Source organism: Aliiroseovarius conchicola, from assembly GCF_041403445.1.
GTDB classification, from domain to species: domain Bacteria; phylum Pseudomonadota; class Alphaproteobacteria; order Rhodobacterales; family Rhodobacteraceae; genus Aliiroseovarius; species Aliiroseovarius conchicola.
The window spans coordinates 39,186-52,152 of the sequence record NZ_JBGEHL010000004.1; the positions used below are offsets into that span (position 1 = coordinate 39,186).

A 12,967-nucleotide genomic window follows, 5' to 3' on the forward strand; every position below is an offset into this window, starting at 1 on the left:
CCCTCCTCGGTTAATGAAATTAGCGGTGACGTTGGCTGCGCGACAAAGCGCGCGACATTTGTGATGCGATCTGGCTGCGAGATTTTCGGAAGCCTTCGACATCGGGGGTCGAGATATTCATGGTGATGTTGACAGGACGGCCGCCGCCACCCGCCTGCACCCCAAGACGCCCATCCGCCCCACGGGCAAGCGGCATGATCGCTTCTGCCCCGGCCTCGCCCATCAGGCCCGTTGCCCCACGCATCGGGAATGTCGTCGGGCTTGAGACGACCCCGCCTTTGGCAAACGGCACAACGCGTCCCTGCGCAAACGCACCGCCCTTCTCGAACGGCAAGAACGCGTTGGTCAACGCCCCAACACCCTGCCCCAATATGTCGCCGAAATGGTTGGTCACAGGCTTGATCGCCGCGTTATAGGCCGCATCAGTCATCGACTTGGCCACCGTTTTAAGCGCGTCTGACAGCTTCATGCCATCGAAGACCAGGCCGTCGAACGCTTTGCGCAAACCGGACGAAATGCCATTCGACAGTGTGTTCACGTCCGCGCTCAGATCAGACACGGTTGAATGCATACCTTTGAGTTCAAAGACAAACCCAGCCGTCATTGCCTGCGCACCGCCCAAGGCGGTTTCCAAGGCGTCAACTTGGTCTTCAAAACTGTCGATACTGTCTAGTCCAGCCATTAATTCTATCCTTCAGAGGGCCCGCCACCCGTGTCCGGGAAGGCCAAGGCCAGTTCCTCCAACCGCGACCGCAAACAGGGCGCGGGTTTGTCATCAAGACCGGCCATCACGATCAGCTCGATCGGTGTCAGCGCCCAGAATTCGGCCGGGCGCAGACCCAATTGTCCAAGCCCCAACCGCATCAGGCCTGACCAGTCGAAGGCAGGAGCCTCGCTCACACAGTGGCCTCGCTGTCGACGGGTTGCGCAAAGGCACGGCTGAGAAGCTGACCAGCCGCCTGCGCCGCCTTGACAGCCCCACCCTCAATCTCGGCAGACAACAGGTCTTTCGCAGTCCCCTGCCAGCCCCCGCCTCGTAGCCCGGCCACGATCAGGGCCAGCACGTCACGACTGGAAAACGCCCCACTTTCGAACCGTTCGACCAAGCCGATGATCGTGTCTTCACCCAGCTGCGTCTCAAGCTCTGCCAAAGCACCCAAGGTCAGCTTCATCACCCGCGAGGTGCCGTCGATCACCAACGAAACCTCACCTGTCCAGGGGTTCGCCATGATCAAAGCGCCGTGAAGCTAAGTTCACCGGCCGAGGCCATCGACAGCTCATATGTCGCCTCGCCATTATGCGATCCCGCATATTCGACCGAGGTGATCATGAACGGCCCCTCGACCACGCCGAAATCGGGCACGATCACTTGGAAATTTGGCACTTCGTTGTCGAAAAAGATCTGGCGCGCACGCTCGTCGGTTGTCGCGTCCTTGAACACGCCCGAGCCCGAGATCGAGGCGGACTTCACCCCCGCTCCGCCCAGAAGCTCGCGCCAACCGCCGGTGCTTTCCAGACTGGTCACATCAACGCTTTCCGCATTGAAGCTCAGCCGTGTGGCCCGAAGGCCTGCAATGGTCTCGAACACGCCGGTGTCGGTCATATCGAGCTTGATCAAAAGGTCCTTGCCGTTTTGCGCAGCCATGGGTTCACTCCGTTAATTCAAATGGATTAGTCGTCTTGCACACGCGCGCGGAAAAGCAGGTCGATCCGACGCACATCAGCGTCCTCGACCCTCCGCGCCCGCGCGCGATGGAAATTCAGGTAAACAAGCGAGCCGCGCGCCAAAACCAAGGTGGCATCGACCAGCGCGTCACTAACGGCAGCCGCCACTTGTTTGGCCCCTTGGAAGCCGGCCGCGTCGGTTACAACGCTCACCGTGATTTCATGCAGCGCGCCATAGCCCGTCTTGTCGGATCGCTCGCGCACGTCCTCTGGTCCAAGGCTCACGTAAGTCCCGGTAATGATCCCAGCAGGAACCGCGTCGTAGATCGCGCCGGGAACCAAACCAGACAGCGTCGTGTCCGCCGTAAGCCGCTGATAAACCGCCTGTTGCAAGGCAGCTGAAACGCCATAGCTCATGCCGAGACCTCCTCTTGCGCAAAACAGGTCAGATAATGCGCACCTACATCCGCTTCGGTCACCGCAAGGATGCGAAACAATCGCGCGCCTGAACGGAACCTCTGATCCGGTTTTGGCCGCGACGGCGCACCATCCGGCGCAGCCCTCACCGTGATACGAAACGTCACGGTCGACACAGTGGCAAAACCCGCCGCCCGCTCACGTCCGGTACCGGGCTTCAATTCAGCCCACAGATCACCGAGCGCCTGCCAGCTTTGGGTGAAACCACCCGCGCCGTCGGGCGCACGCACTGGCATTTCAAGCGTTAGCTTGTGGTTCAGGACTGGCAGCTTCATGCGCCACCTCCGCCAAACAGGCGCACAGTGCGATAGGTCTGGATCAACTGCGCGACATCCGAGGGCAACTGTGACCGACCCATTGAACCCCCTCCGGCATCAGAACGGTTTTCATAGTAATGCGCCGCCAGCATCATCACCGCTTGCGCGATATCGGCCGGCATATCAGACCAACCCGCACCAAAGCCGGCGTCAAAGCCGATAACGACCTGACCACCCACTGGAATTGCTGGCAGACAGATACCGGTCGACACCAAGCGTGGGCGATGCAGATCAACCTCCAGCAAGTAACGGCTGTCGGCGATCAGTTCAGTTCCGCCCAGTCGATCAGTGATCGTCAGGCTGGTGATCTGGCTAACTGGCGCCACTGGCAACGCTTGCGCAGCCAAATCACGCCACGCGGTCAGCGTCCAGGTGAACGCACGGGACAGAAGGATCTTGCCGGTGCGGGCCTCGATCGCGGCCATAGCGGCGCGAAGGTAGGTTTCCAGCACCTGATCCTGCACCCCGTCATCGGCAAACCCGGTGCCCAGCCGCAGGTGGTCCTTGAATTGGGCGACCGGAAGGGCCGTGCCCGGCACAGTGGTCTGCTCGACTAACATCATGGATCATCTCCGAAATTCGGGCCCCTCACGTCAGGGGGATGGGTTGGGCGCGCACCGTCCGTATTGCTCGGACGGAGGGGGAGCAGCTAGACAACACGGGTTAAGGCCAGTGCGCGCCCTATCCCCGTGCGTGCCACAGGCGGGCCACACGGGGGTCTCAGGTTCGGGGTCTTAGGACGCCGAGAACTTCAGAAGCTTGATCGCCGCAAAGTCGCTGACGTCACCGCCAACACGCTTCGTTGCATAGAACAGCACGTGCGGTTTGGCCGAGAACGGGTCACGCAGGATGCGCGTGTCAGGGCGTTCCGCAATCGTGTAGCCTGCAGCGAAATCACCAAAGGCAATCGACAGGCTGTCTGCACCAATGTCGGGCATATCCTCGACGATCAGAACCGGGTAGCCAATCAGACGTGCAGGCTCACCCGCAACAGTGGCATCCGACCACAAGAAGCGACCATCCGCGTCTTTCAGTTTGCGCACAGCACCCACGGTTTTCGAGTTCATCACGAAGACCGCATTGGCGCGATAATCCGCACCCAGTGCATAAATCAGATCAAAGATTGCGTCCGCAGGCGTGGTGGCGTTGAAATCGCCGGCCTCACCGGTCGCGACATAGCCCAGATTGCCCCAAGTCCAGCTGGCGTTGTCGATTGTGGTGTGGTTCAGGATACCGACAGGCTTCTCAACACCGTCACCAGTGATGAACGCACCGCTTTCAGCACGCGAGAACTTGTCAGCAATACGACCAGCCAGCCAGCCTTCGATGTCAAATGCGCTGTCATCCAACAGACGTTGTGAGACCTTCGGCAGGGCAGACAGCTCGTGCAACGGGATCGAGATACGGTCGATCTTGGGCGTGCCGGTCTCAACCGAATCCGCCGTTTCCGACGCCCAACCCGTCACCAGATCACCTTGGTCGATCAACACATCATATGCCGTGCCTTCGACATTCACCACATTCGCGACCGAGCGCAAAGACGCCGCGTTGTTCAGCACACCTTTGATGGTGTCAGCCGTCACCGGGTCAACCAGGTAACCACCGTCGGCAGCCACGGCCGAAGACATCGCTTTGCCTTCCATTTCCAACCCGCGCAGCGCGTCATCGTCACCACCGCGTACATAGGCCTCAAAGGCTTTCTGATGAGGAGCCTCCAAATCGGCAGCGGCGGCAAGGTGCGGGCGGCCCGCAGGTGTTTGAGATTTGCGATCCAGCATGGTCAGTCGCTCTTCCTGTTGTTGAAGTTTTGTTGAAACATCGTCGTGAAAATCATTGATATCGCTCATGAAACCAGCCAGCGCGGTCTTCACCTCGGCAGCCGGAGTTAGGCCAGTTGCTACAGCCGACTGGCCCTGAGCTTTTGTCTCTTTCGTGCTCATCTATGGGTCCTTTTCAGGGGTCAGATCGCTGGCTCAGGGTTTACGGGCCAGCATGTGGCGGGCTTCATTCAAAGAAGCCGCCAGTTCACGCAAAGTGGTGTCGGTCGCATCAAGCGTGTCGCCCTTTGCCCCCACCCGCGCCGTCGGAAGCATCGGGAATGTCACAAGCGACACCTCCCACAACTCCAACTCGGTCAAGAGCCGCTGGCCCTTGTCGTTCTTCGTGGCTCTCTTGGTGCGATAGCCGATGGACAAGCCATCAATCGCCCCGGCCTCGATCAAAGCCGCAGCCTCGCGGCCTTTCTCGACATCGGTCAGGATCCGACCTTTGACGAAAAGTCCCTTGGCGTCTTCTCGGACGTCATCCCAGACGCCAATCGGCTGGGCCGGGTCGTGTTGCCACAACATCTTCACGCCGCGCTCCGCCGTTTTCAGCGCGCTTAGTGATTTGCCGTAGGCACCGGGGGCAACGATATCGCCACCCGTATCCACCTGATCAAAGAAGCTTGCATAGCCCTTGATCAGGATGCCTTCATCGGTCTCGGCGGTCTTGCCAAGCTGCACGAATTTATGTTCCAGCCCGAAGCTGGTTAGGTCATCAGACATCTCTGTGCCCCTTTCTTATTGATCTTGAGCAATCGGAGGCAGGCCCAGCAGGCTGCGCTTTTCGGCGTCGGTCAGAAAGCTAGCTTCAGCCACACGCTTCCATTGCTGATCTCGTTCGGAGGACAGCGCGGGCACTTGGTCGAGGTCGGGTTTCAACACCACGTCCTCTCCGCTGAAACTCGCCAGCCAATGGCCCACGCTGGCCGCGACCCTCGACACCAATGGCACCACCGTCAGGCGATAAAACGCCCGGCTAGCCTCTTGGTAATTGGCGTATGTCGCGTCCCCCGGAATGCCGATCAGCATCGGCGGCACCCCAAAGGCCTGTGCAATCTCGCGCGCTGCGGCCTCCTTGGTTTTCTGGAACTCCATGTCCGAGGGGCTGAACCCCATCGGCTTCCAGTCCAGCCCACCTTCCAGCAGCATCGGTCGCCCCGCATTTCGCGCGCCGACGTGGTGGCTTTCCATCTCGGACAACAACCGATCATATTGATCCGCGCTCAGCTGCGCCTGCCCGTCCGCACCCTTGTAAACAATGGCACCCGAGGGCCGCGCGGCATTATCCAACAGCGCCTTGGACCAGCGGCTTGCCGCGTTATGCACATCAATCGCCGTGGCCGCCGCTTGTAACGGAGACAGCCCGTAATGGTCATCCTGCGGGTGGAACGCTTTCACATGACAGATCGGTGACACGCCCTCTGACACATGGAACCGGTGCTTTCGCGACCCAACCGTGTAGTCATATGCAACCGGCCAGCCATCCGCGCCCGGCACCAACGCCATCCGATCAGAGCGCAACACATGCAGCTCAACCGGTGCGCCATCTTCTCCCGGTACAGCCTCCAGATATCCGTTGCCGGTCAACAGAAGTTGACCAAAGAAGGCTTCGAACAACTCAGCGCGACCCTGCGCTGCATTGGGGCGGCTCAGCAGGCCCAGCAATGGGTGCGTCTCATAACGCTGCGCGTCATCTTGCAAGACCAGCGGCAGCGCGCTCGCAGCCTCCGCAATCAGCTTGACGGACCGAAACCCAACCGGGTTGGCCGCAAATCCGGTCTTGGTCAGGCTCACCACGTCACGCGGGCTCCAGGCCACACGACCTGCGCCGCCATAAGCGATCACCGGACCGGTGGCGGACGCCTTGGTCTCAGATGGGCCAGACGCCGTTGCGCCCGTTTCGCCACGCTTAAGAAAGTCAAATACCATGCCCTTGGTGCTCCTCGCGTTTTGGCTCATCGGGGCTTGCCCCAAACAAACCTCTCCTGTCCGGGGACGCATGGTCGCGCCGCCCGAGCGGTGAAATCTCGTATCTTGGTAGTCAGGTCGGGGCCGCTGTGCCGGTCTGGCTTATTGGCCCCGCCTTTCGATGTTTTGCACTTTGCCAGCGATGGTTAAAAAACCTTTTAACCAAGCGTACGCACTTGCGGGCGCACATAGGATGCAACGGGTTCAACGATCAGCTCATGCAAGGCCCAGACCAACGCATCAACGCGATCTGGGCTGCCCTTACCCTCGTAGCCCTTGCTGGACATACGACACATCTGGTCTTCCAATTCGGCCATACCGCCGACATGTGCGACCCTGCCCTGTTCATAAAGTGCCGCCACAGGCTCCGCCCGCGCGATCTTGCCCCGCGTTGCCCGAACCGACCTGTAGGGCACGGTTGGATCAATCTGACGAATGACGCTTTCGACCAGATCACCACCTTGGTTCACCTCGGCGACCAACCGATCTGCCTTATGGCGCTCCATCGCCGCCAACGCAGCCTGCGCCCATTCTGAGGGGCTGGCCGCCGACACGCTCGCATCTTCCAGCACCACGGCCTTCCAATCACCGGGAGGACCGTTGGCAACCACACCCGCCACAACGATCCCGCAATCATCCGATCCCTTGTGCCCGGTCACCGGCGGGTCAACAGCCACAACGATGCGATCAATTTCTGGCAAATCATCGGTCACACGGTGCTTATCCAACCCCGCCATGGTCCAAAGCGCGCCCTCGGTGTCCTCCAGCAACACCCCGTCGAGTTCCTGCCGCCCCAACCGCGTATCGGCATAGCGCGACCGCACTTCCTCAAGGAAGCTCTTCGCCAGATACGCCCGGTTCGCCTCAGTCGGCGCGTGGGTGGTCACGGTCGAGGGGTTCTTCAGCAACTGCTTCAACACCCCCACATTGCGCGGCGTCGTCGTTACACATTGGCGCGGATGGCTTCCCAACCGCAGCCCAAACTGCAGCATATCCCACGTATCCTCGGCCTTCTTCCACTTGGCAAGCTCGTCCACCCAAGCCGCATCAAACTGGGGACCTCGCAAACTCTCCGGCTCATGCGCTGAAAACACCTGCGCAATCGCCCCATTGGGCCACACAAGGCGGCGCCGGCCGGCCTGCCACTCAGGCCGCCGATCTGGCGGCGAACACGCCAAAATACCACTGTCACCGAACACCATCACTTCCCGCACCTGATCGATCGTCTCACCCACCAGCGCCACGCGACGAGAGCGGCCCGGATCAAGGGGCCCCGCCCCCTCGACCTCGGACCGCACCCATTCGGACCCGGCGCGGGTTTTCCCCGCGCCACGCCCGCCCATGATCACCCATGTGCGCCAATCTCCCTCTGGCGCAAGTTGGTGATCCAGTGCCCAAAACTCGAACAAGTACGGAAGTGCGACCAGTGCCCCATCACTCAGGTCGTTCAGAAACGCCTCCCGCTCCTCTTGCGTCGCGCAGGCAAGCCAGTCGGCGCCCGATTTCATCTCGGGCCTGAGCAAGGTCGAGTGTCCCTGCTCCGGCACCGCCAAAGGCGTTTTTATCACTTTGTTCAAGACGTTTCCTTTCTTCAAATACTGTTTGCATGGCACGGCGCACCTCGGTCACGGCTTTCGCCAATCCCGGTGTGGTCTCGCAATCGGCCAGTTCCGCCGCGCTCAACTGGCGGTCCAGCTCTTTCAAAACACGCAGAAAAAACGTGTCCGCAATCTTCAGGTAATCTTCCGAAGCTGCGTCCTTCCCCAAGGGCGTGATCATTGTCATATTTTTATGTCTGCCTCTCATGCTCTTCTCCGCACGAGCGACATGAAAAAACGGCCCCGGGCGGATGCCCAAGGCCGTTACATTCACGTCTTCTAGCGTATTACAAAGGCTATGCAGAACCGTGCGTTCTGTCAAACCAGCCCGCCGCAACAGCGCGCGGCAAGGTCATGTTTTGTTTACGAATTCACTGGTTCGCGCGTTCCGCTTCGATCTCACGCCACTTGGCGACATTGGCGTTATGCTCGTCCAGCGTGACTGCAAACGCGTGACCACCGGTGCCGTCCGCCACAAAGAAGATAAACTCCGTGCTGTCTGGGTTCAGAGCGGCCTCAATCGCAGCCTTCCCCGGGTTCGCAATTGGCGTGGGCGGCAATCCATCAATCACATAAGTGTTGAATGGTGTCTCGCGACGCAATTCGCTTTGGCGCAATCCCCGTCCCAACGCACCCTGCCCGCGTGTGATCCCATAGATCACGGTCGGGTCGGTTTGCAAACGCATGCTCTTGTTCATGCGGTTAACAAAAACGCTCGCAACCTGACGACGCTCCTCGGCCAACCCGGTTTCCTTCTCGACGATAGACGCCATAACCAAGGCTTCTTCGGGCGAGGCATAGGGAAGATCAGGCGCACGCGCCTCCCAAGCCGCAGCCAATATCTCGGCCTGAGACTCCTGCATATCCGCAATCAGTGCCACACGATCCGCACCGGCCTTCACCTCATAGCTATCAGGCGCAAGGCTGCCCTCGGCAGGTGTCTCAGTAACCTCTCCGGTCATGAAATCCGCGCGGCTCAGGCTGTCAACGATCTGCCAGCTTGTCACGCCCTCAGCCAAGGCGATGCGATAACGCGTGTCGCTGTCCTCGCGCACAGTGTTGTAAGTCTCAGGCGCCGCGCCCTCTAACTCTGCAGGCTTGAACTCGGCCGTTACTTCGTATTCCTGAGTTGCCGGATCCAGCTCACGCACTTGCATAACCGCCGACAAAACACCGATCCGATACAGAACCTCTGTCCCGCAGGTCGATGCACCGCCGCGCGTCACAACGTCGACGATCTGCTCCATCGAGGCACCTTCCTCGACCAGAAACGATCCCGCCTTCAGCAAGGACGCCTTTTCGCTGTAATCGACCCCCAACCGGAAGATTGTCGCATTGGTGATGGCGTCTTGCTCCGTCAGGCTGTCGGCCACGCGCGAGAAGTTCGAGCCATTCTCAACCCGCAGACAAATCGCCTGCGCCAAGGGACCTTGGTCCGTGTATTGCTTCTTGCCCCAAGCAATCACCCCGACTCCAACGATCAGAATGACAACAAACAGGCTCAGCGCGTTCGAGGCTATGTTGCGCCACATCAGTCAGCGACCTTCCCCATAACAAGACTGGCATTGGTCCCGCCAAAGCCAAAGCTGTTGGACAAAACCGTGTTGATCTCACGCGGCTCGGCCTTGTTGGCCGCAAGGCTCAACCGAGGCTCCACAGCAGGGTTATCCAAATTGATTGTGGGCGGTGCGATCTGGTCACGCAGGGCCAAGATACAGAAGATCGCCTCCACCGCGCCAGCGGCACCCAACAAGTGCCCGATCGAGCTTTTGGTCGAACTCATTGTTGCCGTGTCGGCGGCATCGCCCAGCAGGCGTTCAACAGCACCAAGCTCGATCGTGTCCGCCATGGTCGATGTGCCATGCGCGTTGATGTAATCAATCGCAGAAGGCTCCAGCCCCGCTTTCGCCAAGGCCGCTTCCATCGCACGGAAACCGCCATCGCCATCCTCAGATGGTGCAGTGATGTGATAGGCGTCGCCCGACAGGCCATAGCCCAGCACTTCCGCGTAAATTTTGGCACCACGCGCCTTGGCATGCTCGTATTCCTCCAGCACAACAATGCCGGCACCCTCGCCCATAACAAAACCGTCACGATCCGCATCATAAGGGCGACTTGCCGCCTCTGGGTTGTCCTCACCTTTGGTTGACAGCGCCTTGCAGGCGTTGAACCCGGCAATGCCCAGCTCACAAATCGCGGCCTCTGCGCCACCGGCAATCATCACATCCGCATCACCCGTTTGGATAAGACGAGAGGCATCCCCAATGGCATGCGCGCCCGTCGAACAGGCCGTCACAACCGAATGGTTTGGCCCTTTGAAGCCAAATCTGATCGACACCTGACCGGAGATCAGGTTGATCAACGAGCCAGGGATGAAGAACGGCGAAACCCGGCGCGGGCCGCGTTCTTTCAAAATGATTGATGTGTCGGCAATCGTCGACAAGCCACCAATTCCAGATCCGATCATCACACCGGTGCGAAGACGGCTTTCTTCGTCCTCTGGCAACCAATCCGCATCTTTGACGGCCATTTCAGCGGCAGCCAGACCAAACAGAATGAAATCGTCAACCTTGCGACGCTCTTTCGGCTCCATCCAATCATCAGGATTGAACGTGCCATCTGTGCCATCGCCAAATGGTACCTCACAGGCGTATTTCGTCGCCACACGAGACGCATCGAACTTGGTGATTGGGCCAGCCCCTGACTGCCCATCCAAAATTCGCTTCCAGCTTTCCTCGACGCCGCTCGCCAAAGGAGACACCATGCCAAGACCTGTAACAACCACTCGACGCATTCTGCTGCCCTTTCAAAGGTATTCAAATGTCAAAGCGTGATAGCGCGCCCGGGTATGCAGGGGCAAGTTGATTTCACCACATGTGGTAAAACCGCGCCGACCCTGCATGGAAACATGTGAAAAAAGTCGCGTGAACGAATGGCCTTATATGAACTCGGCTTTGGCTTCAGGAACTGGTTTGGCCACGTCCAATGCTGCCACCAGATCGACATCTTTGTTAAACAAAGCCCGGCCAATCAATGTGCCTGCAATATTGGGGACATATTTCAGCCGCGCCACATCGTCGACTTCGCGCACTGTGCCCGCAGCGATCACTTGATGGCGCGTTGATCCAGCCAGCTGGCTCAGCAACCCAAGCTGAGCGTCGGCCTGATCAATATCGCTGTCGATATCTGTGATCAGAACACTCGCCAGTGGCACATCCGCATAGGACGCAAGGAAGTCCTCTGGCGCAATCGCTGCTGGTTGACGCCAGCCATCGGTCATCAATTGACCCTGCCACACATCGGCGGCCAAACAGATCTGGTCCGGATGGCGCATTGCCATGTCCTTGACCAATGAGGGATCACGCGCAGCAATCGTGCCCAGTACAACACGACCTGCACCCTTTTCGATCCACGCTTCCACTTGCTCGCGTGTCCGAACACCGCCTGCGACTTGTACCGACGAACCGCAGGTTTGAATGATCTCTTCAATCAATTCGTCATTGTTGCCTTCACCGGCAACAGCGTCAAAATCTGTGATATGCAGCCATTCTGCACCCGCTTCGGCAAAACCACGCGCCGTCTCAACTGGATCAACATGCCAGACCGATGGCTCTTCCAAGCGCCCCCGGTGCAGCGTAACACAACGTCCATTTTGTAGTTCGAGTGTGGGGTAGATAATCATCAGATACCTCCTGCCGACCAAAATTCATCCGTGATGTTCAGTCGAATAGTACCACAACCGATAGTGGTCGCCCAAATTCGGCAGAAAAAGACGCGAAAGCGTCGTTACGTCACTTTCCGTCGAAATCGATAGATAAAATGAAAACGGCCCGCCAAATTGGCAGGCCGTTTCGAATTCTCAGATGTCCTGAAAGATCAGGCAGCTTCGGTGATGAACTTTACAGCGTCGCCAAAGGTCTGGATGGTTTCTGCAGCGTCGTCAGGAATCTCAATTCCGAACTCTTCTTCGAAAGCCATAACCAGCTCAACAGTGTCCAGGCTGTCTGCGCCCAGATCGTCGATGAACGAGGCCGATTCCGTAACCTTGTCCTCTTCAACACCCAGGTGCTCAACAACGATTTTTTTCACGCGGTCTGCGACGTCGCTCATGATAAATCCTCACGTTTTTTCAGGCATATAGCCCTTTTCGATCGACCCATCACGGGCCACTTGGTTTGCGGCGTTTGACGCCAAGTTCCCCAACCCTGAAAAGGGCGATGGGGTAAAACATGCGCCGCCTATAGCACATCGCATTAAATAGGCAAACGCTTTCATCCTTCAATAGGCAGGGTCAAATTCAGCGCCCCGCCCTGCATAGGCTGCCTACAGCATCGCCATGCCACCATTAACGTGGATCGTGGCCCCAGTGGTATAGCCCGCCTCAGCCGACGCAAGGTAAAGCACAGCCGCCGCGATCTCTTCCGGTGTGCCCATACGAGCCGCCGGAATTTGCGCGTTGATCTTACCTTTCTGATCGTCCGTCAGCTTGTCCGTCATCGCTGTCGCAATGAAGCCAGGCGCAACACAATTGGCGGTGATGCCACGGCTAGCCACCTCGTAAGCGATTGATTTTGTTAGACCAACCATGCCAGCTTTCGAGGCCGCGTAGTTCACCTGCCCTGAGTTCCCGGTCGCGCCAACAATCGAGCTGATGTTGATGATCCGCCCCCAACGAGATTTCATCATCGGGCGCATGACACCTCGACACAGCCGCATGGTCGAAGTCAGGTTCACATTGATCACGCTGTCCCATTCTTCGTCCGACATCCGCATGAATATCTGATCGCGCGTGATGCCCGCGTTGTTGACCAAAATATCCACGCCACCCATCGCTTCGATGGCTTGTTTGGGTAAAGCGTCAACCGCGTCCGGGTCCGACAGGTTGCACGGAAGCACATGTGCGCGTTCACCCAGCTCGGCGGCCAGCGCCTCTAGCGGCTCTACCCGAGTGCCCGATAGGCCAACCGTTGCGCCTGCTGCGTGAAGCACTTTGGCGATCTCGCCACCAATGCCACCGGATGCGCCAGTCACAAGCGCATTTTTTCCTGAAAGGTCAAACATTTGCTCTCCTCTTTCCTACTGCGCGGCGCGCATAGGTTCGGTCAAAAGACCATATTTT

General features: G+C 58.8%; 17 protein-coding genes. All 17 read right to left on the minus strand.

The window, feature by feature from the left end:
- Nucleotides 1–19 precede the first annotated feature (19 nt).
- The gene (locus V6N04_RS08330) at nt 20–682 is read right to left on the minus strand and encodes a phage tail tape measure protein (protein WP_371169687.1); all 663 of its coding nucleotides are present in this window, start codon (nt 680–682) and stop codon (nt 20–22) included.
- Between the two features lie 5 nt (nt 683–687).
- The gene (locus tag V6N04_RS08335) at nt 688–900 is read right to left on the minus strand and encodes a phage tail assembly chaperone (protein ID WP_371169688.1); all 213 of its coding nucleotides are present in this window, start codon (nt 898–900) and stop codon (nt 688–690) included.
- The gene (locus tag V6N04_RS08340) at nt 897–1,229 is read right to left on the minus strand and encodes a gene transfer agent family protein (RefSeq protein WP_371169689.1); all 333 of its coding nucleotides are present in this window, start codon (nt 1,227–1,229) and stop codon (nt 897–899) included. Before V6N04_RS08340 ends, V6N04_RS08335 begins: the two co-directional genes overlap by 4 nt.
- Before the next feature lie 2 nt (nt 1,230–1,231).
- Nucleotides 1,232–1,645: a phage major tail protein, TP901-1 family gene (locus V6N04_RS08345; RefSeq protein ID WP_371169690.1), complete on the minus strand. Its 414-nt coding sequence runs from the start codon at nt 1,643–1,645 to the stop codon at nt 1,232–1,234.
- Between the two features lie 26 nt (nt 1,646–1,671).
- On the minus strand, nt 1,672–2,082 hold the full coding sequence (locus V6N04_RS08350; protein WP_371169691.1) for a DUF3168 domain-containing protein: 411 nt from the start codon (nt 2,080–2,082) through the stop codon (nt 1,672–1,674).
- A complete protein-coding gene (locus V6N04_RS08355; RefSeq protein WP_371169692.1) occupies nt 2,079–2,417 on the minus strand; it encodes a phage head closure protein in 339 nt (112 codons plus the stop codon). The genes V6N04_RS08350 and V6N04_RS08355 overlap by 4 nt, the downstream gene beginning before the upstream one ends.
- Nucleotides 2,414–3,022 carry a head-tail connector protein gene (locus V6N04_RS08360; RefSeq protein ID WP_371169693.1) on the minus strand — a complete coding sequence of 203 codons (609 nt, stop codon included), beginning with the start codon at nt 3,020–3,022 and terminating at the stop codon, nt 2,414–2,416. Before V6N04_RS08360 ends, V6N04_RS08355 begins: the two co-directional genes overlap by 4 nt.
- Before the next feature lie 171 nt (nt 3,023–3,193).
- Nucleotides 3,194–4,399 (minus strand): phage major capsid protein, encoded by a 1,206-nt coding sequence (locus V6N04_RS08365; protein WP_371169694.1) that lies wholly within the window; start codon nt 4,397–4,399, stop codon nt 3,194–3,196.
- A 33-nt stretch (nt 4,400–4,432) separates the two neighbouring features.
- On the minus strand, nt 4,433–5,005 hold the full coding sequence (locus tag V6N04_RS08370) for an HK97 family phage prohead protease (RefSeq protein ID WP_371169695.1): 573 nt from the start codon (nt 5,003–5,005) through the stop codon (nt 4,433–4,435).
- Between the two features lie 15 nt (nt 5,006–5,020).
- Nucleotides 5,021–6,211, minus strand: a complete 1,191-nt coding sequence (locus tag V6N04_RS08375) for a phage portal protein (protein WP_371169696.1) — start codon at nt 6,209–6,211, stop codon at nt 5,021–5,023.
- A gap of 197 nt (nt 6,212–6,408) precedes the next feature.
- A complete protein-coding gene (locus V6N04_RS08380; RefSeq protein ID WP_371169991.1) occupies nt 6,409–7,758 on the minus strand; it encodes a DNA-packaging protein in 1,350 nt (449 codons plus the stop codon).
- Nucleotides 7,685–8,056, minus strand: coding sequence for a permease (locus V6N04_RS08385; RefSeq protein ID WP_371169697.1), 372 nt, complete (start codon nt 8,054–8,056; stop codon nt 7,685–7,687). Before V6N04_RS08385 ends, V6N04_RS08380 begins: the two co-directional genes overlap by 74 nt.
- 163 nt (nt 8,057–8,219) lie before the next feature.
- Entirely contained in the window at nt 8,220–9,380 is a 1,161-nt protein-coding gene (gene mltG, locus V6N04_RS08390) for an endolytic transglycosylase MltG (protein WP_371169698.1), read from the minus strand.
- The gene (gene fabF, locus V6N04_RS08395) at nt 9,380–10,642 is read right to left on the minus strand and encodes a beta-ketoacyl-ACP synthase II (RefSeq protein WP_371169699.1); all 1,263 of its coding nucleotides are present in this window, start codon (nt 10,640–10,642) and stop codon (nt 9,380–9,382) included. Before fabF ends, mltG begins: the two co-directional genes overlap by 1 nt.
- Nucleotides 10,643–10,786: 144 nt before the next feature.
- Nucleotides 10,787–11,530, minus strand: a complete 744-nt coding sequence (locus tag V6N04_RS08400; protein ID WP_371169700.1) for a 1-(5-phosphoribosyl)-5-[(5-phosphoribosylamino)methylideneamino]imidazole-4-carboxamide isomerase — start codon at nt 11,528–11,530, stop codon at nt 10,787–10,789.
- A gap of 194 nt (nt 11,531–11,724) precedes the next feature.
- The gene (locus tag V6N04_RS08405; protein ID WP_242106401.1) at nt 11,725–11,958 is read right to left on the minus strand and encodes an acyl carrier protein; all 234 of its coding nucleotides are present in this window, start codon (nt 11,956–11,958) and stop codon (nt 11,725–11,727) included.
- Nucleotides 11,959–12,171: 213 nt separating this feature from the next.
- Nucleotides 12,172–12,909: a 3-oxoacyl-[acyl-carrier-protein] reductase gene (gene fabG / locus V6N04_RS08410; RefSeq protein ID WP_371169701.1), complete on the minus strand. Its 738-nt coding sequence runs from the start codon at nt 12,907–12,909 to the stop codon at nt 12,172–12,174.
- Nucleotides 12,910–12,967: the final 58 nt, after the last annotated feature.